This is a genomic window from Microbacterium atlanticum (assembly GCF_015277815.1).
Classification (GTDB): Bacteria; Actinomycetota; Actinomycetes; order Actinomycetales; family Microbacteriaceae; genus Microbacterium; species Microbacterium atlanticum.
This window is the reverse complement of record NZ_CP063813.1, coordinates 746008-771206: the sequence shown is the minus strand read 5'-3', so window position 1 is coordinate 771206 and position 25199 is coordinate 746008. Positions and strand designations below refer to the sequence as shown.

20 protein-coding genes are annotated in these 25199 nt (G+C 72.2%); 6 read left to right on the top strand and 14 right to left on the bottom strand.

Going from position 1 to position 25199, the window contains the following annotated elements; genetic code table 11:
• Positions 1-22 precede the first annotated feature (22 nt).
• Positions 23-2065 carry a vWA domain-containing protein gene (locus IR212_RS03340; RefSeq protein WP_194397585.1) on the bottom strand — a complete coding sequence of 681 codons (2043 nt, stop codon included), beginning with the start codon at positions 2063-2065 and terminating at the stop codon, positions 23-25.
• A 24-nt stretch (positions 2066-2089) separates the two neighbouring features.
• A complete protein-coding gene (locus IR212_RS03335) occupies positions 2090-3481 on the bottom strand; it encodes an AAA family ATPase (protein ID WP_194397584.1) in 1392 nt (463 codons plus the stop codon).
• Between the two features lie 174 nt (positions 3482-3655).
• Between IR212_RS03335 and IR212_RS03330 the strand changes: the two genes are divergently transcribed.
• Both IR212_RS03330 and IR212_RS03325 read left to right on the top strand, forming a co-directional pair.
• Complete coding sequence (locus tag IR212_RS03330; RefSeq protein ID WP_194397583.1) at positions 3656-7447, top strand: rhamnogalacturonan lyase family protein; 3792 nt, start codon at positions 3656-3658, stop codon at positions 7445-7447.
• A 16-nt stretch (positions 7448-7463) separates the two neighbouring features.
• Entirely contained in the window at positions 7464-9236 is a 1773-nt protein-coding gene (locus IR212_RS03325) for an HNH endonuclease signature motif containing protein (protein ID WP_228479462.1), read from the top strand.
• Positions 9237-9327: 91 nt separating this feature from the next.
• On the opposite strand, the gene IR212_RS03320 is transcribed toward IR212_RS03325, so the two are convergent.
• The 11 genes from IR212_RS03320 to IR212_RS03270 all read right to left on the bottom strand — a co-directional run bounded on the left by IR212_RS03320 (position 9328) and on the right by IR212_RS03270 (position 19229).
• Positions 9328-10026, bottom strand: a complete 699-nt coding sequence (locus tag IR212_RS03320; protein ID WP_194397582.1) for a signal peptidase I — start codon at positions 10024-10026, stop codon at positions 9328-9330.
• A gap of 25 nt (positions 10027-10051) precedes the next feature.
• Complete coding sequence (locus tag IR212_RS03315; protein ID WP_194397581.1) at positions 10052-10972, bottom strand: hypothetical protein; 921 nt, start codon at positions 10970-10972, stop codon at positions 10052-10054.
• Positions 10969-11559 carry a M73 family metallopeptidase gene (locus IR212_RS03310; protein WP_194397580.1) on the bottom strand — a complete coding sequence of 197 codons (591 nt, stop codon included), beginning with the start codon at positions 11557-11559 and terminating at the stop codon, positions 10969-10971. Before IR212_RS03310 ends, IR212_RS03315 begins: the two co-directional genes overlap by 4 nt.
• Before the next feature lie 80 nt (positions 11560-11639).
• Complete coding sequence (locus tag IR212_RS03305; RefSeq protein ID WP_194397579.1) at positions 11640-12212, bottom strand: alternate-type signal peptide domain-containing protein; 573 nt, start codon at positions 12210-12212, stop codon at positions 11640-11642.
• Positions 12213-12494: 282 nt separating this feature from the next.
• Positions 12495-13073 carry a hypothetical protein gene (locus tag IR212_RS03300; RefSeq protein WP_194397578.1) on the bottom strand — a complete coding sequence of 193 codons (579 nt, stop codon included), beginning with the start codon at positions 13071-13073 and terminating at the stop codon, positions 12495-12497.
• A gap of 185 nt (positions 13074-13258) precedes the next feature.
• Positions 13259-14098 (bottom strand): ADP-dependent NAD(P)H-hydrate dehydratase, encoded by an 840-nt coding sequence (locus IR212_RS03295; protein WP_194397577.1) that lies wholly within the window; start codon positions 14096-14098, stop codon positions 13259-13261.
• Complete coding sequence (locus tag IR212_RS03290; protein ID WP_194397576.1) at positions 14082-14807, bottom strand: histidine phosphatase family protein; 726 nt, start codon at positions 14805-14807, stop codon at positions 14082-14084. Before IR212_RS03290 ends, IR212_RS03295 begins: the two co-directional genes overlap by 17 nt.
• A 73-nt stretch (positions 14808-14880) precedes the next feature.
• Complete coding sequence (locus IR212_RS03285; protein ID WP_228479461.1) at positions 14881-15654, bottom strand: PepSY domain-containing protein; 774 nt, start codon at positions 15652-15654, stop codon at positions 14881-14883.
• A 56-nt stretch (positions 15655-15710) separates the two neighbouring features.
• Positions 15711-17006, bottom strand: coding sequence for a sensor histidine kinase (locus IR212_RS03280; protein ID WP_194397575.1), 1296 nt, complete (start codon positions 17004-17006; stop codon positions 15711-15713).
• A complete protein-coding gene (locus IR212_RS03275; protein ID WP_194397574.1) occupies positions 16999-17676 on the bottom strand; it encodes a response regulator transcription factor in 678 nt (225 codons plus the stop codon). The genes IR212_RS03280 and IR212_RS03275 overlap by 8 nt, the downstream gene beginning before the upstream one ends.
• A gap of 47 nt (positions 17677-17723) precedes the next feature.
• Positions 17724-19229, bottom strand: coding sequence for a serine/threonine-protein kinase (locus IR212_RS03270; protein ID WP_194397573.1), 1506 nt, complete (start codon positions 19227-19229; stop codon positions 17724-17726).
• A gap of 273 nt (positions 19230-19502) precedes the next feature.
• Between IR212_RS03270 and IR212_RS03265 the strand changes: the two genes are divergently transcribed.
• From IR212_RS03265 to IR212_RS03255, 3 genes are read left to right on the top strand one after another with little or no spacing between them, the layout of a single operon-like run.
• Positions 19503-20555, top strand: coding sequence for an iron-containing redox enzyme family protein (locus IR212_RS03265; RefSeq protein WP_194397572.1), 1053 nt, complete (start codon positions 19503-19505; stop codon positions 20553-20555).
• A 4-nt stretch (positions 20556-20559) separates the two neighbouring features.
• Entirely contained in the window at positions 20560-21582 is a 1023-nt protein-coding gene (locus IR212_RS03260; RefSeq protein ID WP_194397571.1) for a glycosyltransferase family 2 protein, read from the top strand.
• Entirely contained in the window at positions 21566-21781 is a 216-nt protein-coding gene (locus IR212_RS03255; RefSeq protein ID WP_194397570.1) for a CDGSH iron-sulfur domain-containing protein, read from the top strand. Before IR212_RS03260 ends, IR212_RS03255 begins: the two co-directional genes overlap by 17 nt.
• Positions 21782-21964: 183 nt before the next feature.
• Here the strand turns inward: IR212_RS03255 and IR212_RS03250 are convergent, their stop codons facing one another.
• Positions 21965-24325 (bottom strand): glycoside hydrolase family 65 protein, encoded by a 2361-nt coding sequence (locus tag IR212_RS03250; RefSeq protein WP_194397569.1) that lies wholly within the window; start codon positions 24323-24325, stop codon positions 21965-21967.
• A 612-nt stretch (positions 24326-24937) separates the two neighbouring features.
• On the opposite strand from IR212_RS03250, the gene IR212_RS03245 reads away from it, so the two are divergent.
• The gene (locus IR212_RS03245) at positions 24938-25141 is read left to right on the top strand and encodes a cold-shock protein (protein ID WP_194398498.1); all 204 of its coding nucleotides are present in this window, start codon (positions 24938-24940) and stop codon (positions 25139-25141) included.
• Positions 25142-25199: the final 58 nt, after the last annotated feature.

Sequence of the window (25199 nt, the reverse complement as noted above, 5' to 3'; positions counted from 1 at the left end):
CGAGGTGTGACGACCCTCCACGTCACCACCACCACGACCGACCGCGGAGCATGTCGCCGAAGTCCTCGGGCGTACCGCGGCCGGTGTGCCGGGCACCGAGATAGCTGTCGACGACCGCGCGGCCGAGGTCGTCCAGCTCCGGCGCGACGACGTGCCCGCCGGCCCGTCGCGCGAGGGCGCCGATGAACCGGGCGAGGCCGGGGTCCTCCCCCAGCCGGAAGAACGTCGTCTGCGCGCCCATCCGGTGCACGTTGTCGAGCTCGCGCACAGTCGCCGCCACCGTGTGCGGGTCGGGCGGGTAGGAGAAGAACACGCTCCCGTCGGGTCGCAGGTGCGAGGTGGGTTCGCCGTCCGTGACGATGAGGAGCACCGGCTGGGCCGTCGGATTCTTGCGGAAGTGCCGCTGCGCGAGCAGGAGCGCGTGCTGCAGGTTGGTGCCCTTGTCCCACACTGCGTCCTTCGCCGTCAACTGCTCGATGTCGATCACCTCGGCGTGCCGCGCGAATGCGATCAGCTGCAGCTTGTCGCCGCGGAACCGCGTCGAGATGAGGTGGTGCAGTGCCAGCGCCGTGCGCTTCATCGGCACCCACCGGCCGTCCATCGCCATCGAGAACGACGTGTCGACCAGCAGTGCGACCGCCGCCTGTGTGCGCTGCTCGGTCTCGACGACTTCGACGTCTCGCGTGTCGAGCCGCACGCCGGCCGCGACGTCCCCGCCGTCGAGAACGGTCCGCAGCACCGCGTTCGAGACGGTGCGCGGGATATCCCACGGCTCGGTGTCGCCGAACGCCCACTCGCGCGTCGATCCGGTGCGGTCGCCGGCGGCGCCCACGTTCCTCGTCTCGCGACGGCCGGTGCGCCCCGACTGGCGCGTCGCGATGTCGCGCAGGAGAGCCCGCCCGAGCTGCCGCATCGCCCGGGGCGTGAGCCGGAGCTGTCCGTCGGACGCGCGCAGCAGCATCCCGGTGTCCCGAAGCTCCTGCTCCAGCTCGCGCAGCGTGCGCGCGCTGACGGCGGCGTCCTGGCCGATGAGCCGCTCGAGCGCGTCGAGGTCGATGTCGTCCATGCGCGCGCCGGGGTACATCTGCCCGAGCTGGTCGGTGAGCGAATCGAGGTCGGAGAGATCCTGCATGATCCCGGTCGCCTCGCCGAGGCCCGTCGGCTGATCGCCCGAGAAGGATGCCGACCCCGTCCAGTCCTCGCCGGGCCGGAGCGACCGCAGATTGTCGTCGAGTCGAGACAGGGACTGCATGAGGTCGGGTGAGCCGAACGCCTGCTCGGCCAGGCTCATCAGCTCGTCGCGCTGTTCGGGCGTCATCGAGTTGAGCATCCGCTGCGCCGCCGCGGAGCGCTCGGCGAGCGTGTCGAGCAGCTCGTCGAGGTTCTGCGGGTTCTCGGGGAACTGGTCCCCGTGCTTGCGCATGAACTCGTCGAAGTCCTCCTGCGTGTCCTCGCCCAGGCGGCGCTTCTCGAGCAGGTCGTTGAGATCGTTGAGCATGTCGCGGATGGCCTGGCGATCGGCATCCGTCGCATTCTCCAGCGCGTTCTTCATGCCGGCGAACCGCTGATCGAGCAGCTCGCGACCGAGCAGCTCACGGATGCGGTCGTAGTCGGCGCGCGCGCTCGGGCTCTGCCAGTCGTAGTCGGCGAGCTCGTTGACAGCCGCGGCGGTCGAAGGCGGCAGGTTCTCCAGGCGCATCTCGGCGAAGGCGCGCACGTCGTCGTCGAGGTTCACGTCGCGCACGAGGTGCTTGCGCTCCTCCAGGACGGCGCGGTCGAGGAGCCTTCTGACCTCCTCGAGCGTGCCGTCGAGGCGGTGGCGCCGGGTGAGCTCGGCGCGGCGCTCGCGGACCCGTCGGGCGAGGTCGTCGAGGCCGAGCCGGTCGCGGTCCCCACGGCGCAGGTACTCGCGCATCGCGCGCTCGGCGGAGGTTCCCGACATCACGTCCTGACCGATCGTCTCGAGCGCGGACTGGATGGCGACCGGCGGCGCGAGCGGATCGCCGCCGGTGTAGCGCCCGTAGCGGGCGATGTGCGCGGGGGTGCGGTGGAAGGAGCGTGGCATTACCGGATGCCTCCTCCTCGCGTGTCAGCCATAGACCGTCTCACCGCCCGCGCTGTCCTTGCCGATGCGCTTGTCGAGGTAGAGCGACTCGAGGAGGAGCTCCACGGCGCCGGCCCGCTCGCCCGGCGTCGACGCGTCCAGGCGACGAGCGACCTCGTCGTACAGGTCGGACTCGCCGAGCACCGGCAACGCCGCGAGAACGTCGGCGGCTCGCACCTGCTCCCCCGTCATGACGGTCGCGCCATTGTGCAGCGCGTCGGCGAGCGCCCGGGCGTCGAGGCCTCGCAGGTGCGCACGGGCGGTGTCGGCGACGGCGGTGCGCAGCAGGTGCTCGAGGATCGCCCGCTCGCGCCCCTCCTCGCCCGTCTCGAACTCGATCTTGCCGCCGAGGACGTCCACGGCGGTCTCGAGGTCCACCGGCCGGGCGGCCGCGACGTCCTCGTGCTGCCGCGTCGCGCGGTGCAGGGCGGCCGCGGCGATCGTCTCGGCGCCGGCGATCGCGAACCTCGCGGAGACGCCCGCGCGCTGGTCGACGGCATCCGACTCTCGCAGGTTGCGCGTGAAGCGCGCGAGGATCTCGAGAAGGTGCGTCGGCACGAGGGCGACGAGGTCGGCCTCCTGGCGGATGACCGCGATCTCCTCGTCGATCGTCTGCGGGTAGTGCGTGCGGATCTCGGCGCCGAAGCGGTCCTGCAGCGGCGTGATGATGCGGCCGCGGTTGGTGTAGTCCTCGGGGTTGGCGGTGGCGACGACGAGGACGTCGAGGTCGAGGCGCAGCACGTAGCCGCGGATCTGGATGTCGCGCTCCTCCATGACGTTCAGCAGCGACACCTGGATGCGCTCGGCCAGGTCGGGCAGCTCGTTGATCGCAACGATGCCGCCGTTGCTGCGCGGCACGAGCCCGTAGTGGATGGTCTCGGGGTCGCCGAGGGAACGGCCCTCGGCGACCTTGATCGGGTCGACGTCGCCGATGAGGTCGGCCACCGAGGTGTCCGGAGTGGCGAGCTTCTCGGCGTACCGCTCGCTGCGGTGACGCCAGACCACGGGCAGGTCGTCGCCGAGCTCGCCGGCGCGGCGGACGGATGCCGGAGTGACGGGGTGGAACGGATGCTCGCCGAGCTCGGACCCCTCGATCACCGGCGACCACTCGTCGAGCAGTCCCACGAGGCTGCGGAGGAGCCGCGTCTTGCCTTGACCGCGCTCGCCGAGCAGCACGATGTCGTGGCCGGCCAGAAGCGCCCGCTCGAGCTGCGGGATCACGGTGTCGTCGAAGCCGTGGATGCCGGGCCACGGGTCGCCGCCGTCGGCGAGGGCGGCGAGGAGGTTCTCGCGGATCTCGATGCGGACCGGGCGGTACGTGTGGCCCGAGGCGCGGAGCTGCCCGACCGTCGTGATCCCGGATGGCGAAGGTGTCATGCCCGGGAGGCTACGCCTGCTGGGACGGCGCGGGGCCGGATCGGCGAACATCCGGGCTGGCCGGCGCGATGTTCGTGACGTGGCTCTTGACGTGCGCGGCCTGGTGAGCAAGGCTGTAAAACGTTTCCTCGGGAAACGCTTTCCCCTCCACCGCACACCATCAAGGGAGATCCCGTGCGATCCACTCGTCGTCCCCAACGACTGAGAACGCTCATCATCGCTGCGACCACCGGGGCGCTCGTCGCGTCGAGCGCCCTCCTGGTCACGGCTCCCGCGGCCGCCGCCGAGGTGGACTACTCGTTCGACTTCGGCGGTCCGGCCACGCCGGTCGCCGCCGGCTGGCTCGGCGTGCACCCCGGCACGGCCTACTCCGCCGCGCAGGGCTACGGCTTCACCACGGCGCCCGCGTCGAACGGATTCCGCGACCGCGGCGGCGACGACCTCATGCTGCGCGACTTCACGATCAGCGGCACGTCGGCCTTCGCCGTCGACGTCCCGAACGGCACCTACGAGGTCACGACGTGGGCGGGCGACCTCATCGCCGGCAACACCACCAGCTTCGATGTCGAGGGCACCGCGTTCGCCGGGCCGCGCACCTCGACGGGCGCGATCCACGAGCAGTTCTTCCCCGCGATCACCGTCGCCGACGGGCAGCTGAACGTCCGCGTCTCGGGCGGCGACGGACGCATCAACGGCATCCGCGTGCAGACGCCGCTCGCCGCCCCCGCCGGGCTCGCGGCATCCGTCGACGCCTCGGCTGAGGAGGTCACGCTCGCCTGGCAGCCGGTCGAAGGCGCCACCGGCTATGCCGTCTTCCGCTCGGCACCCGGCGGCGAGCTCGCCGAGATCGGCCGCATCGGCGCGCCGAACGACCCCGCCACCGCGCCCTCGTTCACCGACACCGGCGTCGAGCTCAGTGAGACCTACGACTACGCCGTCGCGACGGTGAAGGGCGACCGGGTGTCGCGGCCGGGCGACCGGGTGGCGGCATCCGTCATCGATGGATCCGTCGATGCACCTGCCGCACCGACGGGCCTCGTCACCACCACGATCGAGCGCGACAGCGTGACGATCGGGTGGGATGCCGCCGCCGACGTCGTGCAGTACAAGGTGTTCCGCTCCACCCGCGCCGACATCGCGTTCGAGCAGGTCGCGGTCGTCACCGAGCCGAGCTTCACCGACACCGATGTGCTGACCACGCGGCCGTACCTCTATCGGGTGGTCGCGCAGAACGCCGGCGGGTCGAGCGAGCCGAGCCAGACCCACGCGACCGAGGTCGCCACAACCCTCGTGCGGCAGGCCGAGTACCTCGACCGGTCCCCCGTCGCTGTGAGCACGGACGACGGCGTCTACCTGGGGTGGCGGCTGCTCGGACTCGACGCGCGCGACCTCGGCTTCGACATCTACCGCGACGGCGTGAAGATCACCGAGTCGCCCGTCACCGACACCACGAACTTCGTCGACGCCGAAGGCACCACCGACTCCACCTACCTGATCACCGCGCACGTGGACGACCGGGAGATCTCGGTGACGGACGAGTTCGGCGTGTGGGACGAGGACTTCCTCGACATCCCGCTCGAGAAGCCGGCCGACGCCACGCTCCCCGACGGGAGCACCGTGACCTACTGGCCGGGCGACGGCACCGTCGGCGACGTGGACGGCGACGGCGAGTACGAGCTGGTGTTCCTGTGGAATCCGTCCATCGCGAAGGACAACTCGCAGGCCGGCTACACCGGCAAGGTCTACGCCGAAGCCGTGAAGTTCGACGGCACCAGCCTGTGGCGGATCGACCTGGGCGTGAACATCCGAGCCGGTGCGCACTACACGCAGCTCGAGGTGTTCGACTTCGACGGCGACGGCCGCTCGGAGGTCGCATTCAAGACGGCCGATGGCACGGTCGACGGCGTGGGCACCGTGATCGGCGACCCCAACGCCGACCACCGCAACTCGGGCGGCTACATCCTCAGCGGACCGGAGTACCTCACGGTGTTCGACGGGGCCACCGGCGCCGCGATCGACACCGTCGACTACCTGCCCGGCCGCGGCAACGTGGGGTCGTGGGGCGACACCTACGGCAACCGCGTCGACCGCTTCCTCGCGGGAGTCGCGTACCTCGATGGCGAGCATCCGGCGCTCATCACCAGCCGCGGGTACTACACCCGCTCGGTGATCGTGGCGTGGGACCTGGTCGACGGACGGCTCGTCGAGCGCTGGACCTTCGATTCGAACGAGGCCGGCGCCCAGTACGAGGGCCAGGGGAACCACCAGTTCACCTCGGCCGACGTCGACCGCGACGGGCTCGACGAGATCGTCTTCGGCTCGATGACGATCGACCATGACGGCACGCCGCTCTACAACACGCGGCTGCACCACGGCGACGCGCTGCACGTCAGTGACTTCGTCACGGACCGTTCCGGTCTCGAGGTGTACGCCGTGCACGAGAGCCCGAGCGGCAACGGCGGCATCATCGCGTCGATGCGGGATGCCGAGACCGGCGAGATCGTCTGGTCGAACTCGGGCAACCGCGACACCGGACGCGGCGCAGCTGCCGACATCGACCCGTCATCGCCCGGCGCCGAGGCGTGGAACATCGGCGGCGACTACGCGTGGAACTCGCGCACGGGCACGCTGAACGCCTCGTCCGGCGAGGTGCTGTCGACCGACATCCCGGCAGCGAACTTCGTCACCTGGTGGGACGGCGACCTGACGCGCGAGATCACCGACCACGACTACGACGCCACCACGAGCTCCGGGGTTCCGACGATCTCGAAGTGGGATCCGCAGTCGCAGGAGGAGGTGCTGCTCGAGCGCTTCGATGGGACGCTGACGAACAACACCACCAAGGGCAACCCGGTGATTCAGGCCGACCTCTTCGGTGACTGGCGCGAGGAGCTCGCGGTGCGGCTCGACGACGGCCGCGGCATCCGGATCTACACGACCACCGATGTCACCGACGCGCGCATCCCGACGCTGATGCATGACTCGCAGTACCGGCTCGCCGTGGCGAACCAGAACTCTGCGTACAACCAGCCGCCGCACCCGTCGTTCTTCCTCGGGGCGGGGATGGACGAGGCACCGGTGCCGTCGATCAGCTACGTCGGCGCCCCCGGCGCGGACGAGTCGGCACCGGTCGTGACGGGGCTGCCGTCCGGAACCGTCGTGGCCGATGAGCCGCTGCAGCTGGCCGTGTCGGCAAACGACCCGGAGAGCGGCGTCCGCTCGCTCGTCGTCACCGTCGGCGATGAGGTCGTCGCGGCCGACGGAGCCGTCGACTTCGCCGAGCTCGGCCTCTCCGGCGAGGTGGAGATCACCGCCGTGGCCACCAACCACGCCGGGCTGGTGACCTCTGCGTCGTCGACCGTGCTGGTGGTGCGAGCGGATGCCGCGACCACGGCGCCCGGTCGCGGCACGCTGTCGAACACCAGCGGGTGGGCGTACGGGCTGCACGACGGCGCCTACGACGTGGTGATGAACCTGTGGCACGGGACGCCGGGCAGCATCTTCCGGCTGTACGAGAACGGTGCGCTCATCGAGACGCGGGTGCTTCCGGCGACGACCGCGAAGTCGCAGACGACCGGGGTCAGCATCGCGGGCAAGCCCAACGGCACGTACGTGTACACGGGCGAGCTCATCAACTCGCGAGGCGCGACCGCGACGACGTCGACCACCGTCAAGGTCGTGCACGCGGCACCGGCCGCACCCGTGGTGTCGCACGACAACGGGGACAAGGATGGCTCGTTCACCGCCACCGCGAACCTGTGGTGGGGCACGAACGCGACCTCGTACCGGTTCGAGCTGGACGGGGTCGTCGTCGGGTCGGGCGAGCTCCAGGCCCGTACTCCGGGCGCGCAGCGTGCCTCGGTGGCGCTGTCGGGCGTCGCGGCCGGCACACACACACTCGTCGCGGTGTTCGCGAACGCCAACGGCGAGACGGCGTCCAAGCCGGTGGCGGTCACGGTGCGGTGAGCGCTCGCTTCGGCGCGTGACGTCGGGAGCGGTGGTGGGGCCGGGTCGTTCTTCGGGGACGGCCCGGCCCTCGGCTTCCGGTGGTCTGGGTATCTTCACGAAAGTCGCGGCGAGTCATCCACAGGCGGAAGAACAAACGTATGGATGTCGGAGGTCGATGCCAGAATCAAGCATGGACATCTTCTCCGATCTGCAGGCGGCGCTGGACGCGCTCCGCGGTGCACTCGGAGACGGTGAGGCGGCCGGCATCCCCATCACTGTTCAGGCCCTCGGCGACGACGAGCTCGTCTCGGTGATCCAGAGCGCGACGACGCTGGTGCGCGCGGGCGAATCGATGCGCATCGCAGCGTCAGGGGTGGTGGCGGCACGCTCGACGAGGGAGTCCGGTCACGGCGGGCTCGCGCAGAGGCGCGGCCATCGCTCCGCGGTGTCGCTCATCCAAGACCTCACGGGCAGCACGCGGGCGGATGCGACGAAGCAGGTGCGCATCGGTGAAGCCCTCGCCACGTCCGCTGCGCCGGCGGCTCCGGATGCCGCGGCCGGCGACTCCGCGACGCCGGCCGCTGCGCCGCCGCCCTGGCATGCACCGCTCGGCGCGGCGCTCATGGCGGGCACGCTCACGTCCGCCCAGCACGATGCGATCTTCCGCGGGCTCGGCGCTCCTCCCGTCGAGGTCGGCGACGAGGCGGGCGACGGCGCCCGCGACGCGTGGTCGCTCGCGGCGCGGCAGTTGATCGACGAAGCGCGGGTGCGCACGGTCGAGGAACTGTCCACCGCGTCGCGGGCGGTGCGCGATCTGCTCGACCCCGAAGGGGCTCAGCGCCGCTTCGACGAGCGGTTCGATGCGCGGTCCTTCCGCGCGTGGACCGACCGCGACGGCGTGCGCCACGGCACCTTCCGGTTCGACGATGTCGGCGCCGTCGAGATCGAGACGATCATCGCGACGGCTCTGCGCCCGCGGCGCGGTGGCCCGCGCTTCGTCGATCCCGACGAGGCGGCGCGCGCCAAGGAGCTCTCGGACGACCCTCGCACCAACGATCAGCTCGCGTACGACCTCATCATGGATGTCCTCCGAGCCGGCGCGCGAGCCGACGCCCAGACCGTCTTCGGCACCCGCCAGGCGGGTGTCCGAGTCATCGCGACGAAGCGCGCCCACGACGACGCGATGGCCGGGCGCCCGGCAGTCGCGCTCGTCGAAGACACCGGCGCGACACTGCCGAGTTGGGCGATCGCCGCGCGAACCTGCGACACCGGAACGGTGGCCGTCACGCTCGATGCGGCCGGGAATCCGCTGGACGTCGGCCGCGAAGCCCGACTCTTCACTCCGAAGCAGCGCATCGCGCTCGCGGTGCGGGACGGCGGATGCCGCATCCCGGGGTGCGACCGGCCCGCATCGTACTGTGAAGCGCACCACATCGACCCGTTCGCGCATGGTGGTCGCACCGACATCGACCGGGGCATCCTGCTCTGCGCTTTCCACCACATGAACCTGCACCATCACGGCTGGCGGATCACCCGTCAGGGCAAAGGCGACTTCGTCCTCCACCGGCCGGATCAGCCACCCGTCATCCTGCCGATGCGTGCCGCCCGACGGTATGACTTCGGCGACCTCGCGCCGCCGGGCGCCTGGGCGTTCCCCGCTCGTGAGGCACACGCGCGGTCGATCCACGAGCCCGGCCGCGCTCCTGCTGCTCGACGTCGAGCACTCCATCCAACGCCCCCGCCGCTCGGCGAGACGGTACCCCGAGGTCTCGATCGGGCCCGGGGAGTACCGGCCGGAGTCGGCTGACCTACGACGACTGCGCCCTCACCGGCCCCATCTCACGGTGTGCTGCCGAGAGCGGGAGCCCCGGGCCACAGCCACTCCACCGACAGACGGCTCACACGTCGCCACGATGGGCGGCAGCGGGTCCGGCACTGTGAGGCGAGGCATCCGTCGACCTCTTCCGACGGTCGCGCACCGCACCGACGACCGAGAACACGGCATACAGGAACAGCCCACCGGCGACGACGGCCAGCACGACCGGACGGTTCGCCCCGTTCAGCACGTTGTTCACCCAGCCCAGCAACGGAAGGCTGTACCAGAGCGTCCCGCGGATCTGCACCGGCTTCACCGGCTCCGGATCGAGCGTGTCGTTGTTGTCGCCCTTCGTGAGGAACGTCAGCTCGCCGTCGGCATACGTCTTCGAGACCACCCGGTGACTCACGACAGCCGACTCCCCCGAGCGGATCTGGTACGTGATGACATCACCCACGCGGATGTCGTCGACCGGCGTCGGACGGATGACCACGAGCGTCCCCGGCGGCAGCCCCGGCTCCATCGACTGCGTCAGCACCGTCATCGCCGACCCCCCGACGACGAACGGCAGACCGACCACCGCGACGGCCAACCCCAGCAGCAGCACCAGGACCGACGCGCTCAGCGATACGGCGAGGTAGTGCAGCAGGCTCTGACCCTCATCGCGCCGACGGGCAGCGCGCGCCCGGCGCGCACGGGCGGGCGCGGCCGGCACCGGCGCAGAAGCACCGGAGGGCTCCGAAGCAGCGGCGATCGTCGGGAAGTCGGTGGTCGTCGTCATGATGAACTCGCAGATGATCGGAGGGTCAGGAGCACTGGTAGCGCGGGCCCGGCTGACCGGACTGCGCGGGATTCGTGGAACGCGTGACCTGGACGGTCGCACTCGCGGGAGCGGTCGTGGCCGAGACCGCGGTCTCGGTCGCCTCGACGGCGAGGGCGTACGTGCCGTTCTCGGCGATCGCGGTGCCGCTCAGCTCCGCCGAGACCGACGCCGCGGCGCTCGTCACCGTCGCGACGGTGAGGCCCGATGCGACGTCGTACACGCGATACGCGATCGCGGTGGAGTCGGCCCGATTGGCCGGAGCACTCCACGTCAGCCGGATGTCGCGCCCACCATCGCGCGCGCACTGCGGCGCACCGGTCGCCGCCAGCCGATACGTGGCCTGCGTGAACGCCGCGCCCGTCGCCGACGTCGACCAGTTCGCACCGACGGCGCCGGTCACGCTCAGCGTCGCCGTCGCGTCCAGGCCTTGGAGCTCGGCATTCGTGCCGCCGTCGATCTGCGTCGAGAGGCACACCGTCACCGCGGCCCCGGCGGCAAGCGTGCGCGCCGCGGCGGGCAGAGCCGGAACGGGGTCGGCCAGCGTCGTCACGACCGCGTCGGCGGGAGCCGCGCCTGCGCACGTGCCGACCCACAGCCGCAGCACCGTCTTCTGCGCGAGCGCCGCACTGCCGGTCACCTGGTTGTGCAGCACGTACGACAGCGGGGCGCCACCGGTGTTGGTGAGCCTCAGCTGCCCGGCAGCGGCGGACGAGCGACTGCCGGCGTATCGGTACGTCGTGGCAAGAGCACCGGACGGGACCAGCGTGGTCGCGACGGTCGTCGAGGAGACGGATGCCGCCACCGACGCACTCGCGATCCACGCGGCCGCGGCCCCACCCGCCCCGCCGAGCACAGCGAGCGTCACGAGCGCGGCGATCGCGGCGGCCATGCGGCGGCGGTTCATCGGGGCACCTGCATTCCGGAGACGGTGAGGGTGAGGACGGACGCGGCGCTCCCGGCGGCACCCGCCGGCGCGTCGTGCGGCAGACCGACGCCGACGCAGACGATCTGCGAAGCGCCGGGCGCAAGCGTGACCTGCAGGTCGGCGCCGGCGGCTCCCACGCGCGTGCTGACCGCCGCGGGCACCGCACCGGCGGTGCACGCGGCACCCGAGGCGGCGGCCCCCGCCGTGACCAGGACGGCCGTCGTGAAGGCGGTCGCGCCGGCGGAGCTCGTGACCGGGTCGAGGGTGAGGGCCAGGGGCACCGTGCCGGTGTTGCGCACCGTGGTCGGCGCGAAGACGGTACGGCCCGGGTAGAGATTCGCTGCCGAGAGCGAGAGCGGCGTCGCGGTCAGACCGGCGGAACCCGCCTGCAGCGTGACCGCCGACGCCACCGGCGTCGCCGCCGTCCAGACAGCGAACGTGCCGCCCCCGGCGAGCACCCCGAGGACGGTCGCACCGGCCGCGCCCAGCGCGCCGAGCAGCAGCCGCCGGGGCGCCGGCGCACGACGGGCGTCGCGCGATGCGGCGGGGCGGCGGGTGCTGCGCATGGCGGGCTCCTCGGGTCGATGCGGGTGGGGGCCACCGATGTGACCCGCGGGCTCGCCTCCCGGAGGCGAGCCCGGCTCGGTCAGTCGATGTTCTGCGTGAGGCTGACGGTCAGCGCGTCGAGCGTGACGGCGCCGTTCATCGCGTCGTTGTTGCCGCCGGCGACGTCGCCGGCGGGGAACTCGATGCGCACCGTGACCGTGACGTCCTGGCTGATCACGCCGGCGCCCGGCGTGACGGTGAATGTCGGCCCGGTGCCGCTGATGCCGGGTCCCGAGGCGGTGAGCTCCGCCGAGTCGTCGAGGTAGCCGGCGAGCGCCCGGTCGGCGTCGTTGCCGGAGTCGGCGGGAGCGATCGACGAATCGGTCAGGGCGAGCGTCGCGCTGAGGCTGTCACCCTCGGCGCCCACCTTCATCGTCTCGGTGTAGATGAGCACATCGCCGGGCACGATCGCGTAGTCGGCGATGGAGATCGGCGCACCGTTCGCCGTCCACGAGCCGCCGGCCGACGACGGCTCGACCACGAGGTTGCCCGAGACGATCGACGCGCCCTGGGTCTGGGTCGACGAGTTCCAGGTGGCGAACGTGCCCGCGCCGCCGAGGAGCAGGACGACACCGGCGGTGGTGGCGATGGAGGCCTTGACGATCTTGTTCATGGGAGTGTCCTTTCGCGGGAGGACCCGCTTCTGTGTGGAGTCAGCGTGCCGGCGGTTCGGCGGCCGGTGATCCGATCGCTCCTCGAGCACGGTGAAAGTCTCGACGGCGCGTCGCAACGTCTCACCGAGTCGCCGCGAGCGCTCTCGCAAGGCATCCGCAAGATCGCCGCGACGATGGGACCGGTCCCACGGGAAGCGCAAGATCAGCGCAAGAAGGTCCCGACTTGACGGCGCGCCGGCGCGCGGGATGCTATGGCCGACGTGTCAGAGGGACTCGACGTGTCAGGCGGGAGGATCCTCGCCGCAGAGGAGCGGCAGGTACGACGTCGGCAGGGAACGCGTCGAGTCGTCGGTGTAAGTCGCGACAGCGGTCACGCGGGTGGGGACTCCCACCAGGTAGAGGAACCTCTCCTCGGTCGTCGTGTCGAACGCGGGCGGGGTGAGGATGACGGGGATCGACCCCTCGAGGATCTCGCCGTCGACCTCGGCCTGGAACCACACGTCCATCTGCACCGACACGATGCCCGTCGTGTCACCGACGAGCCAGCCCCGGATCTGGCAGCCGATCCCTCCCCCGGCACCTCGGCCCTCACCCCACTCCATGTATGCGGTGGGAACGCCGACCGCCCAGGGCACCGGGGTCTTCCCCTTCGCGGAGTACGCCACACAGGCACCCTGCGACTCGAACGCCACCCCCGGCGTCTCGGCGGGAGCGAGAGTGGACCACCCGCCCTTCTGACAGGCCTTCGCGCCTTCCGAATTGCCGCCCTTGGCACCGACCAGCGGTGCGGCGAGCACCAGCGCGGCGAGCAGGGCGAGAAGGACCAGCAGCGGACGGTACCCCAGACGCACAGCGAACACGATCAACCCCCAGCGACTCCGTTGACGGCGGGTCCGGCCGCCTTTCCCCAGCAGCGGCCGAAACGGGCTCTGGGCCAGAGAGTATGCCCGCGTCCGGCGCCGCACAAGACACCCGCACGACCGACGCCATGCCCGCGGGATCCCTCATCCCTGCACCGTCCGCCGGGTTGCGGTGTCCGACGTCGTCAGCTCGCGACGTCGCGCATCGCGACCGGGAGCTCCCGCGCCAGCTCGCGGGCCAGGAATCCCAGGCCCAGGCGCGCGCCCAGCAGCCGGCCGGCGCGACCGTGCACCCACGCGGCCCACACCGCCGCGCGGGCCGGCTCGATGCCCCGCGCCGCGAATCCGGTGATCGCCCCCGCGAGCACGTCGCCGCTGCCCGACGTGCCGAGCCCCGCATCGCCCTCGTCGACACGCCAGGTGCGTCCATCCGGATCGGCGACCGTGCCGTAGCAGTTCACCACCGCGTCGAACCGGCGCGCGATCTCGCGGACGTCGCCCTCATGGTCGTCGAGGCCACGGCCCAGCAGGATGCCGGCCTCCTCCTTGTTCGGATTCAGCACGAGCGTCCCCGGCAGCGCCGCGCGGTCGACGTCGCCGAGCACCCCGAGCGCGAACGCGTCGAGCACCAGCACCTCCGGCCCCACCGCGGCGACGGCGAGCAGAGTGGCGCGGGTCTCGTCGGGATCGGAGAATCCGGGTCCCAGGAGCACGGCGTCCGCCGACGCGATCTGCTCACGCAGGTCGCCTTCGAGCGGCTCGTCCGCCGCATCCGGAAGGGCGAGGATCCCGGCCTCGGGCAGAGCGATCCCGACCTGCGCGTCGATGGACTGCGGCACCGCGAGCGCCACGCGCCCGGCGCCGACACGGAGCGCGGCCTCGCCCGCGAGCAGCACCGCGCCCGGCGACGTGCGCGACCCGCCGACGACGACCACGTCTCCGCGCGACTTCTTGGAGTCGCCCGGGTCGGGCAGGCCCCAGCCGCGCAGCAGCGACTCGGTGACCCGCTCAGGCCGGCTCGACATCGGGGCTTCCGGGGTGGGCGGTGACGTCGGCTCCCTCGCGCTGAAGATGGGCGACGTCGGAGAAGTCGATGAGCTCCCACCCGTCCGCTCCTCGGACGAGGTGCGTGACCGACGCGTTGAGCACGGTGTGGTCGTCGGCGAACGCCAGCAGCTCGTCCTCCCTGAGTCCCCGCAGCACATACAGCAGCAGCATCACGACGGCGTCGTGCGCCACCAGCACGACGCGTTCGCCCGGACCCGCCAGCGCCTCGCGCAGGAACGAACGCAGCCGCAGCGCCACGTCGGCCCACGATTCGCCGCCGGGCGGCCGGTGGTAGAACTTGCCGAGGTGCTTGCGCCGGGCCATCTCTTCGGGGTGACGCCGGACGACACCCGTCCTGGTGAGGAGATCCAGGATGCCGAGCTCCCGGTCGCGCAGCCGCTCGTCCACGACCACCGCACCGTCGCCACCGGAGGCCTCGAGCGCGATCTCCAGCGTCTCGCGCGCCCTCCGGTACGGCGACACCCAGAACGCGTCGACGCTTCCCCGGTGGCCCTGCAGCCACCCGCCGAGCGCGGCCGCCTGGTCGCGACCGGTGTCGGACAGCGGAACGTCGGCATCGCGCTCATCCAGGGGGATGACCTCCAGCCCCTCGATCTCGGCTCGCGTCGCGGCGACGTTGCCGATGCTCTCCCCGTGCCGGACCAACCAGAGCTCTCTGACCGTCATGGCTTCAGGCTAGGGAGAACAGCCGCCGCGGGCACCCTGTTGACAAGGTGCCCGCGGCGCTCAGGGGGAGAGCTCAGTCGTCGTCGTCGGTGCCCGACGCCACGACGGCGAACTGCGCGTCCAGGTCGATCTCGACGAACTGCCCGCCGGCGGTGAGGACGGTCACATCCCACGGCGAGGTGCTGTCGTCGTCGGCCTCGATCTCGACGATGCGGCCATCGGCCTCGGCGAGCGCGGCATCCACGATCGATGCGATGGCGGCGGCATCGAGCACGTTCTGCGGCGCGGTGTCGTCGGAGTCGGCCTGCTCGGTGGAGATGACGGATGCCTCGCCCGCCGCGTCGACCCGCACCTCGGTCTCGGCACCGTCCGACGCCTCGAGCGACACCTCGGCGCCGCCGTCGCGCTTCAGGTCGATCGAGACCGGCTCGCCCTCGCCCGCCGCGGCTGCGGCCTCGACCATCGCGACGATGTCGTCGGCCGACGAGGTGCCGAGGTTCGACAGGTCGCCGGAGGCGCTGTCGTCGCTCGCGTCGTCACCGTCCGGCTGGTCGTCGACGTCGTCGGCGTCGTCGGCGTCGTCGTCGCTCGCAGACGACGTGTCGCCGACCTCGTCGGCGATCGCCGCGCCCACGGCGATCCCGCCGCCGGTGACGAGCGCGGCGGCCAGCACGGCGCCACCGGCGATCAGGAGGCCCCGGTTGCGGCGGCGCTTCGGTGCGTCGGCGGCGGCAGCAGGGGTGGCCGCCATCGCGTCGGCGCGGGCCGCGTCGACGCGCTCCGCGTCATGCGGCTGCGGCTGGGGGGCGGTGGGGGAAGTCTCGGGGGTGCGGTTCGTGTCATCCATGTCTCGATGGTGCCGACCGGGTGCTGAAGCACACCTGAAGCCTGCTGAAGCCGCGTTCAGGGAGCCGTCGGCAGCACGACGGTGAACCGCGCGCCGCCGAGCGGCGAGTCTTCGACCCGCACCGACCCGCCCTCTGCCTCCGCCACTGCGCGCACGATCGCCAGGCCCAGCCCGCTGCCGCCGGCGTCGCGCGCCCGGGCCTCGTCGAGCCGCACGAACCGCTCGAAGACGCGTTCGCGCTCGGCGACCGGCACCCCGGCACCGTCGTCGTCGACGGTCAGCTGCACGTGCCCGTCGCGTTCGGCGACGCCGACGGCCACCGCTGACCGCGCGTGCCGGGCCGCATTGTCGGCGAGGTTGCGCACCAGCTGACCGAGCAGGCGCACATCCCCGCGCACCCGCGCGGCGCGGATGCCCGACCCGTCCGCCGCCACCCCGGCGGCGCGCAGCCGCTTCACCTCGGCGAGCGCGAGGTCGTCGAGATCGACCGACTCCGCGCGCAGCGGCGCGCGCTCGTCCAGCTTCGTCAGCAGCAGCAGCGCATCGACGAGCCCTTGCATCCGCAGTCCCTCGTCGTGCACCACGCCTGCCAGATCGTCGACGGAGGTCGCGTCCGGATGCAGCTGCGCCAGCTCGGCGTGCTGGCGGATCGTCGCGAGCGGCGAACGCAGCTCGTGGGAGGCATCCGACACGAACCGCCGTTGCGCGGTGGCCGAGGCATCCAGCCGGTCCAGCATGCGGTTCATCGTCCCGGCGAGCGCGGCGATCTCGTCGCCCGAGGGCGGCACCGCGACCCGGCGGTCGAGCCGGTCGGCGGTGATGTCGTCCACCTCGGCCCGGATGCGGGCGACCGGGCGCAGCGCCCGGCCCACCACCCACCACGTGATCGCGGCGACCAGCGCCACGACTCCGGCGACGGCGACCGCGAGGAGCAGCGCGACGGTGGCGAGCGTGCCCTGGTCGTCCTCGACCGGGGCGGCGAGGAGGAGCGTTCCGTCGTCGAGGTCCTCTCGCACGACGATCATCGGCTCGCCGTCGTAGGTGATGGCGGCGCCGTCGTCGTCGGGCAGGTCGCCGCTGTCGGCCTCCTCCGAGACCGCGACGATGCGGCCGTCGTCGTCACGCACCTGCACGATGTCGTCTTCGAGCTCGGTCACCGCCGCGAGCCCTTCGTCGTCGACGCGGGTCGCGAGCTGCTCGGCGCGGGTCTCGGCGGCGCGCACGGCGGCGTCGCGGACGCTCGCCGCGAGGATGCCGTAGAACGCCAGCGCCCCCACGACGAGAGCGGCGGCGACGACCAGCGTGGCGGCGGCCGTGATGCGGGTGCGGAGGGACCGCCGTCGCTCAGCCACCGTCGGCCGCCAGTCGGTACCCCGCACCGCGCACGGTCTCGATGGCGGCGCGCCCGAACGGCCGGTCGACCTTGCGCCGGAGGTGCCCCACGTACACCTCGACGATGTTCGGGTCGCCCTCGAAGTCGTCGTTCCACACGCCCGCGATGAGGTCGCGCTTGGACAGCACCTGGCCGCGGTGGCGCATCAGGTGCTCGAGCACCGAGAACTCCCGCGAGGTCAGCTCGATCTCGGCCTCGCCCCGCCACGCCCGGCGTGCGCCCGGGTCGAGCCGGAGGTCGCCCGCCTCGAGCACGGTCGGTCGCTCGATCCCCCCGCGTCGTATCAGCGCCCGCAGCCGCGCGACGAGCACCGCGAATGAGAACGGCTTGGTGACGTAGTCGTCGGCCCCCGTCTCGAGCGCCTCGACCTGATCCCACTCGCCGTCCTTCGCGGTGAGCATCAGCACCGGCGTCCAGTTCTCCTCCGCGCGCAGCGCCTCGCAGACCTTCCACCCGCTCATGCCCGGCATCATCAGGTCGAGCACGATCGCGTCGTACGCGGTCTCGCGAGCCCGCCACAGGCCGTCCACGCCGTTGTGCGCGACATCCACGCCGAAGCCCTCGGCTTCCAGACCGCGACGGATGCCGTCGGCCAGGCGCACCTCGTCATCCACCACCAGAATCCGCATCGGGTCCAGTCTGGCCCGCGGCGCCTGAATCCGCCCTGAAGCCGTGATCAGTCGTCGTCGCCGCCGTCGTTGTCGCCGCGCCCCGGGCCGCCCTTCCGCTCCTCCTCGACCTGCCGGCGCTGCTCCGCTTCGAGCTTCTTCTGCTCCCGCTCGGCCTTCTTCTGGGCCTCTTCCGCAAGTTTCTGAGCGCGCTCGGCGTCCCTGCGCTGCTCCTCGGTGACGCCCGGATCGACGACCACGTCCTTCCCGGTGTCTTCGGCAGGCGGCGACGGCTCGGCGGGCACCGTCAACGCCGGCTCCGGCGACTCCTGGGGACCGTTCACCGCCGAGATCCCGAACACCGTCGCGAGCGCCACGAGGGCTGCGGCCAGTCCGGCACCCGCGAGGGCGACGAGGCGCTTCCGGCGCCGCTCCCGGTCCGGCGCGGCCGCGCGGCTCCCCCATCCCGCGGGACGGGCCGGAGCGGATGCCGCGCCCCCGGCGACGCCCGGGACACCGCCCACGGCTCCCGCGCCCACGGCTCCAGCCGCTCCGTGCGCTCCCGCCGCTCCTGCCGCGCTCACGGCTCCCGGTCGCGCCGCTCCCGCCGCTCCCGCCGCTCCGGCCGCCGCGCCCACCGCTACCGCGGGTGCGGCTCCCGGGAGCGGAGCCACGAGCGTGGGCGCCGTCAGCGGAACCGTCGCCGCCGTGTGCGCGGCCGACGCGCGGTGGGGAGGCATCCGCTCGATCAGCTTCCCGACCGCGGCGGCGACCTCCGCGGCCGTCGGCCGATCACCCGGCTCGACGCTGATCATGCGCGAGAGCAGCTGCATCCACCCCGGGCCCAGGGACTCGGGCACCGTGGGCGGCGTCTCCAGCCGCGCCACCGCGGCGGCCATTCCCGCACCGCGGGGATGCACCCGCTCGCCGGTGAGCGACTCGAGGAGCACCAGACCGAGCGAGTAGATGTCGGACGCCGCCGCCGGGTCCCCACCGCGGACCTGCTCGGGCGCGAGGTAGGCGACGGTGCCGATCACGAGGCCGGGCGAGGTCAGCCGCGACGCGTCGAGGAGGTAGGCGATGCCGAAATCGGCGAGCTTGGCGCGCGGCCGGGCGCCGGGGATCTGGGGAGGGCTCAGCAGCACGTTGGAGGGCTTGATGTCGCGGTGCACGATGCCCGCCCGGTGCACGACGTGCAGCGCTTCGGCCAGCTCGGTAGCGAGGTGCGCGACGATATGAGGTGGCAGCGCGCCGGCCTCGAGACGCTTCGCGAGAGTCGGGCCCTTCACGAACTCCATCGCGAGGTACTCCGGCCGGCCGGGCTCGAGCCGTGCGTCATAGAGCGTGACGAGGGACGGATGATTGAGCGAGGCGAGCACCGTCATCTCGCTGCGGGCACGTTCGGAGGACGCGCCGTCGACACCGGGTCGGATGAGCTTGATCGCCACCGTCCGGCCGAGGACCACGTCCTCGGCGCGGTACACACGGGCCATGCCGCCCTCGCCGACGCACTCGCCCAGCCGATAGCGTCCGTCGAGCAGCGCAGCGGTCTCGTCGCTCTCCGCGGGTGTCATCCGCCCTCCCTGTCACGGCGCCGGCGCGCCGGCACTCTCTCGAACCTAGCCGCCCTCGTCGAGCGGAACCGTCCCCTTGACGGCCGGGCGAAACTCCACCGATCGGGCCGTGCAGGTGCCTTCGCACGCGTGCGCCCGCACTTCCGGCGAGATTCCGTGGAGTTCTGCGGCGGGCGGAAGACCCGGCGTATCGATCGGGTGGTGTCTCGTCAACCCCCGTGCCGGGCCCCGCCCCGTCTGCGAGCCTTCGAAGGCACCACACGGGAGACGACGATGACCGACCTGCTGCCGCGCACCTCGCCGGCCCCCTTCGCCGCGCGCGGGCACCTGAGCGAGCGGCTGCTCGCGATACTGACCTCCGAGCCCGACGACGCCCCCCTCGACGGGCTCGTCCAGGCGGCCGACGCGGCCCTCGAGACCTCCGACGTGCTGCACGACGACGACGTGCAGCTCGCGCTCTTCCTCCTCTATGCGCCGGCGTACGGATCGGTTCCCGCGCTGGACGCGGAATGGGAGTGGCATCCGACGCTCATCGCCGTCCGCCGACGCCTCGAGCGGGCGATGGAGGCGCAGCTGCGCGCCCTCGTGCCGATGCCCGAACTCCCCGAGCCGACGCAGGATGCCGTCGCGCGGCTGCTGTTCGAGATGACTGCGCCGACCCCTGCGCCCAGCGCCTCGCGCTTCGTCGCGAAGAAGGCCGATCGCGCGCAGCTCGACGAGTTCCTCATCATCAAGAGCATCTACACGCTGCGCGAGGCCGACCCGCACTCGTGGGCGATCCCGCGGCTCACCGGGCGGCCGAAGGCTGCGCTCGTCGAGATCCAGGCAGACGAGTACGGCGGCGGCGATCCCGGGCGCGTGCACGCCGCGATCTTCGCGCAGACGATGCGCGGCTGCGGCCTCGACGACACGTACGGCGCCTACGTCGACCGGGTGCCCGCGATCGTGCTGGCGGCGCACAACATGATGTCGATGTTCGGACTCAGCCGCCGGCTCGTCGGTGCCACCGTCGGCCACCTGGCCGCGTTCGAGATGACCTCGTCGCTGCCCAACCGCTCGTACGGCGACGGCTTCCGGCGCCACGGCTTCGGCGAGGACGTCACCTGGTACTTCGACGAGCACGTCGAAGCCGATGCCGTGCACGAGCAGATCGCGGGGCGCGATCTCGCCGGCGCCCTCGCCGAAGACGAGCCCGGCCTGCTCGCCGATATCGTGTTCGGCGCCGCCGCGTGCCTCGCGGTCGACGATCTCGTGGGCGCCCACGTGCTCGACGCCTGGACGGCCGGTCGCAGCGCGCTGCGGGAGCCGGTCGCGATCGGGGAGTGAGCGGATGCCGCCCCCCGAAGCCCTCGAATACGTGCTGCCGCTGCGGTGGGAGACGGATGAGGGCCTCGACGAGCTGACCACCTACCTGCGGCGCCTCGCCGGCTGGGCGGACGTGACCGTGGTCGACGGATCGCCGGCTCCCCTCTTCGACCGGCACCACCGGGCATGGAGCGTCGTGCGGCACATCGCGCCCGAGCGCCCGGGAGCCAACGGCAAGGCCCGCGGCGCCATGACGGGCATCGACCACAGCCGGCACGAGCGCATCGTGATCGCCGACGACGACGTCCGCTACTCCCGCGACGAGCTGCGGCGGGTGAGCGCGCTCCTCGACGAGGCGGACTTCGTGCGCCCGCAGAACGTCTTCCGCCCGCTGCCGTGGCACGCGCGGTGGGACACCGGGCGCACCCTCCTCAATCGCGCACTCGGCGGCGACTACTCGGGCACGGTCGCGCTGCGCCGGTCGGCGCTGCGCGGCCGCGCGTACGACACCGACGTGCTGTTCGAGAACCTCCAGCTCGAGCGCACCGTGCGCGCCCTCGGTGGGCGGATCCTCGTCGCCGACGACCTGTTCGTGGCGAGGCATCCGCCCACCGTCGGCCGGTTCCTCGAGCAGCGGGTGCGGCAGGCGTACGACGACTTCGCGCAGCCGGTGCGCCTCGTCCGCGAGCTGCTGGTGCTGCCGGCGGCGGTGCGGGCGATCGCCCGCGGCAGGTGGCTCGCCCTGGCAGGCGGCGTCGTCGCGGTGGTCGTTCTGGCGGAGGCAGGCCGGCGGCGGGCGGGCGGCACCACGGCGTTCGCGCCGACCGCGGCGCTGTGGGCGCCCCTCTGGCTCGCGGAGCGGGCGGTCACCGTGTGGCTGGCGGTCGCCCTGCGGCTCCGCGGCGGCGTGAGGTACCGCGACAGCCGCCTGGCGCGTGCGGCGTCCTCGGTGCGCAGCCTGAGGCGAGCGGCGGATGCCGCCACCGCCGCCGACCCGTCGCCCGAGGCATCCGTCACGAAGGAGGATCCCCATGTCCGAGCCGCGTGAGGCCGTGACCATCACCCCGTACCCCGATGGCCCGCTCGTCGTGCGCGGCCCTGCTCAGCTCATCGACGAGCACGGCGAGCCGATCGCGCGCAGCCGGCGGACGGTGGCGCTGTGCCGGTGCGGGGCATCCGCGATCAAGCCCTGGTGCGACGGAACGCACAAGCTCTCGGGCTTCCGCACCGGCGGCCCTGACGTCTGACGCCCGGCTCGGGTGGCACGACACGCCGCAACGTCGCGCGCGAAGCGACCACTCGCGCCAACCCAACGCCGCGCCGCCTCGGCGCGGCGCCGCTCACCTGGCACAACACGCCGCGACGCCCCGCTCGAAGCGACACATTGCGCCTACCCAAGCGCCACCGCGCCGGCGCCGCACCCCGGCTGCTCACGCCTCGGACTCGAGCATCTCGCGCGGCGAGCGTCCCTTCGGCTGCGTCGGCGCGGGGCCGGGGTCGGCGAGCGCGGGCGTCCGAAGACGCAGCGGAGCGCCGGCGTGCACCTCGACCTCCTCGCCGAAGTGGCGGAAGCGCAGCGGCCCCTCACCCTGCACGAGTGCGTAGGTCGCGGCATCCGTCTCCACCTCCACGCGCAGCACCGCGTCGCCGATGCGCACGCCGAATCCCAGTCCGCTGATCGGCTCGCCCAGCCGCGGCGCGAACTCGAGCCCGTCGGGTCCGTCCTTCATGCCGCCGAGGCCCGACACCACCGCCGTCCAGACGCCGGCGAGGGCGGCGATGTGCAGCCCGTCGTCGATGTCGTCGCGCAGGTCGTCGAGGTCGATGGTCGCCGCCTCGGTGAGGTAGTCGATCGCGAGGTCGAGGTGCCCCACCCACGCCGCCACCACCGACTGCGTCGCCGACGAGAGCGACGAGTCGCGCACGGTGAGCTCCTCGTAGTACGCGAACGCCCGCGCCATCTCGTCGTGGGTGAAGCACTCGTGGTGGAACTGCAGCGCCAGCACGAGGTCGGCCTGCTTGAGCACCTGCTTGCGGTAGAGGTCGAAGTACGGGAAATGGTCCTGCAGCGGGTACTGCTCGGACGACGTGCCCTCGAAGTCCCACCGCTCGAGCCGCGTGAACCCGGCGGACTGCTCGTGCACGTTCCGGCGCTCGTCGAACGGCACGGCCACGGCGTCGGCCGTGACGTCCCAGACGCCGATCTCCTCGTCGGTCACCCCGAGCCGACGCGCCTGTTCCGGATGCCGCCGCGCGGCCTCGGCGGCGCCCCGCAGGTTGCTCTGGGCGGCGAGATTGGTGAAGGTGTTGTCATCGACGAGCGCGGAGTACTCGTCCGGACCGGTGATCCCGTCGATGTGGAAGACGCCCTCGTCGTCCCACCGGCCGAGTGCCGCCCACAGCCGCGCGGTCTCGACGAGGATCTCGACGCCGACCTCGCGCTCGAAGTCGACGTCGCCGGTCGCCCGCACGTGGCGGATCACGGCGGCGGCGATGTCGGCGTTGATGTGGAAGGCGACGGTGCCGGCCGGCCAGTACCCCGAGCATTCCGGTCCGCTGATGGTGCGCCACGGGAACGCCGCCCCGGCCAGATGCAGGTGCTCCGCCCGGCGCCGGGCGTGGTGCAGCGTCGACTGCCGCCAGCGCAGCGCGTCGGCTGCGGCATCCGGGAGCGTGTAGGTGAGCACGGGCAGCACGAAGGCTTCGGCATCCCAGAACGTGTGCCCCTCGTATCCGGGGCCGGTGAGCCCCTTGCCGGGGATCGACCGCACCTCGGCGCGCGCCGCCGCCTGCAGCACCTGGAACTGGGCGAACCGCACCGCCTGCTGCAGGCGGGCCGAGCCGTCGATCCGCACGTCGGCGACGTCCCAGTACTCGTCGAGGCGCGCCCGCTGCTCCGCGGCCAGCCCCTCCCACCCGAGGCCCGCGGCGGTCGACACCGCGGCCTCCGCGCGGTCGCGGAGCGCGGCATCCTGCAACGCCTCCGACCACTCGTGGGCGACCACTTTCACGATGCGGATGCCGTCACCCGGCGCCAGCCGCGCCGTCACGGTCGCGCGTGCGACGTCGTCGTCCGCGTCGATCTCGCACGAGGCATCCGCGCCGGTGATCTCGTGAGCCATCGCGACCGCCACGTGGACGCCGCTGCGGCGGGTTCGGTACATGACCGTGGCCCCGGTCTGCGAGACGGTGTGGCCGACCGGCTCGTAGGGCCGCTCGAGCGGCGCCATGACGCGCTCGTCGGGATGCACCGGCGGCAGCGGCTCGTTCGCGACGATCTCCGACAGCACCGTCACCTCCACGGGCCCGCTCAGTGCGGTGACGCGGTAGTCGATGGCGGCGACGGCGCGGTGGGTGAGCGAGACGAGTCGCGTGGACTGCACGCGCACGCTCTGACCGGCCGGGGAGGTCCACTCGACCTCGCGGGTGAGAGTGCCCGCGCGGAAGTCCAGGTACTGCTCGTGGCGATGGAGGCGGCCCTCGCGGATGTCGAAGGGCTCGTCGCCGACGAGCAGCCGGATCACCTTGCCGTCGGGCGCGTTGATGATGCTCTCGCCGACGTCGGGGTACCCGTAGCCGTCCTCGGCGTACGGCATCGGGTGCTCCTCGTAGAGGCCGTTGAGGTAGGCGCCGGGAACCTCGCACGGGTCGCCCTCGTCGAGCGTGCCGCGCCACCCGATGTGCCCGTTCGACAGCGAGAAGACCGATTCCCGTCGCGCCTGGCGCTCGGGATCCCACCCGGTCCAGCCGATGCCCCAGGCCGAGACGTCGAAGCGCGAGCGGTGGGGCATGCCGCCATTGTGCGGTGCGCCGGGAACCGGCGTGAAGCACTTGCATTCGGGCAGGGGCCGGGCTAGCGGCACGACGCGACTCCGGTTCGTGACGCCGCTGAGCTCGCGCCGACAGCCGGATCGTGACGAAGGCCGGCTCTCGACGTGCTAACGTGGAACGTTCCCCGTCCGGGGAAATGCGCGTCGCTCCCCCTCTGCCTCATCGTGGAGAAGCAGAACCAGACGCTCACCGCACAACCCGCAGCCGCATCTGCTCGCCGCTGCCCCCTTCTCCGCAGAGCTCCGCATCGTCGTGAGCTCGGATTCCTCGTGATGATCAGCACCTCCCTCCCTGCGCCCGACTGGCGCCAAGCCGACGACGGCGTCTTCGTGGCGACCGTCGCCGGCGAGTACGCCGGCTTCGTCGAGGTCGGCGCGCGAGGAGTGAGCGCCTTCAGCAGCCGCGCGGTCCCCCTGGGGACCCATGAGACCGTGGATGCCGCGCGCGCGGCGGTCGCGGCATCCCTCTCCGAGCCGGCAACGCGGCCCGCTCGCCTCCCTCGTCCGCTCCGCATTCGTCGGCGCGGCACCCCCGGTCGCTCCGGCGGCCCGAAAAGTAGAAGGAAAGACACGATGGCCACTGGCACCGTGAAATGGTTCAACTCCGAGAAGGGCTACGGCTTCATCGCTCCCGATGACGGCTCGGCCGACCTCTTCGCGCACTTCAGCGCGATCACCGGCAGCGGGTTCAAGGAACTCCGCGACGACCAGAAGGTCGAATTCGACGCCGAGCAGGGCCCCAAGGGCATGCAGGCGGCGAACATCCGCCCCCTCTGATCCGCTCCGCACCGCTCGGCTCGTCTCGCACGAGCCGGCGATCGGACTTCGGCGCCCG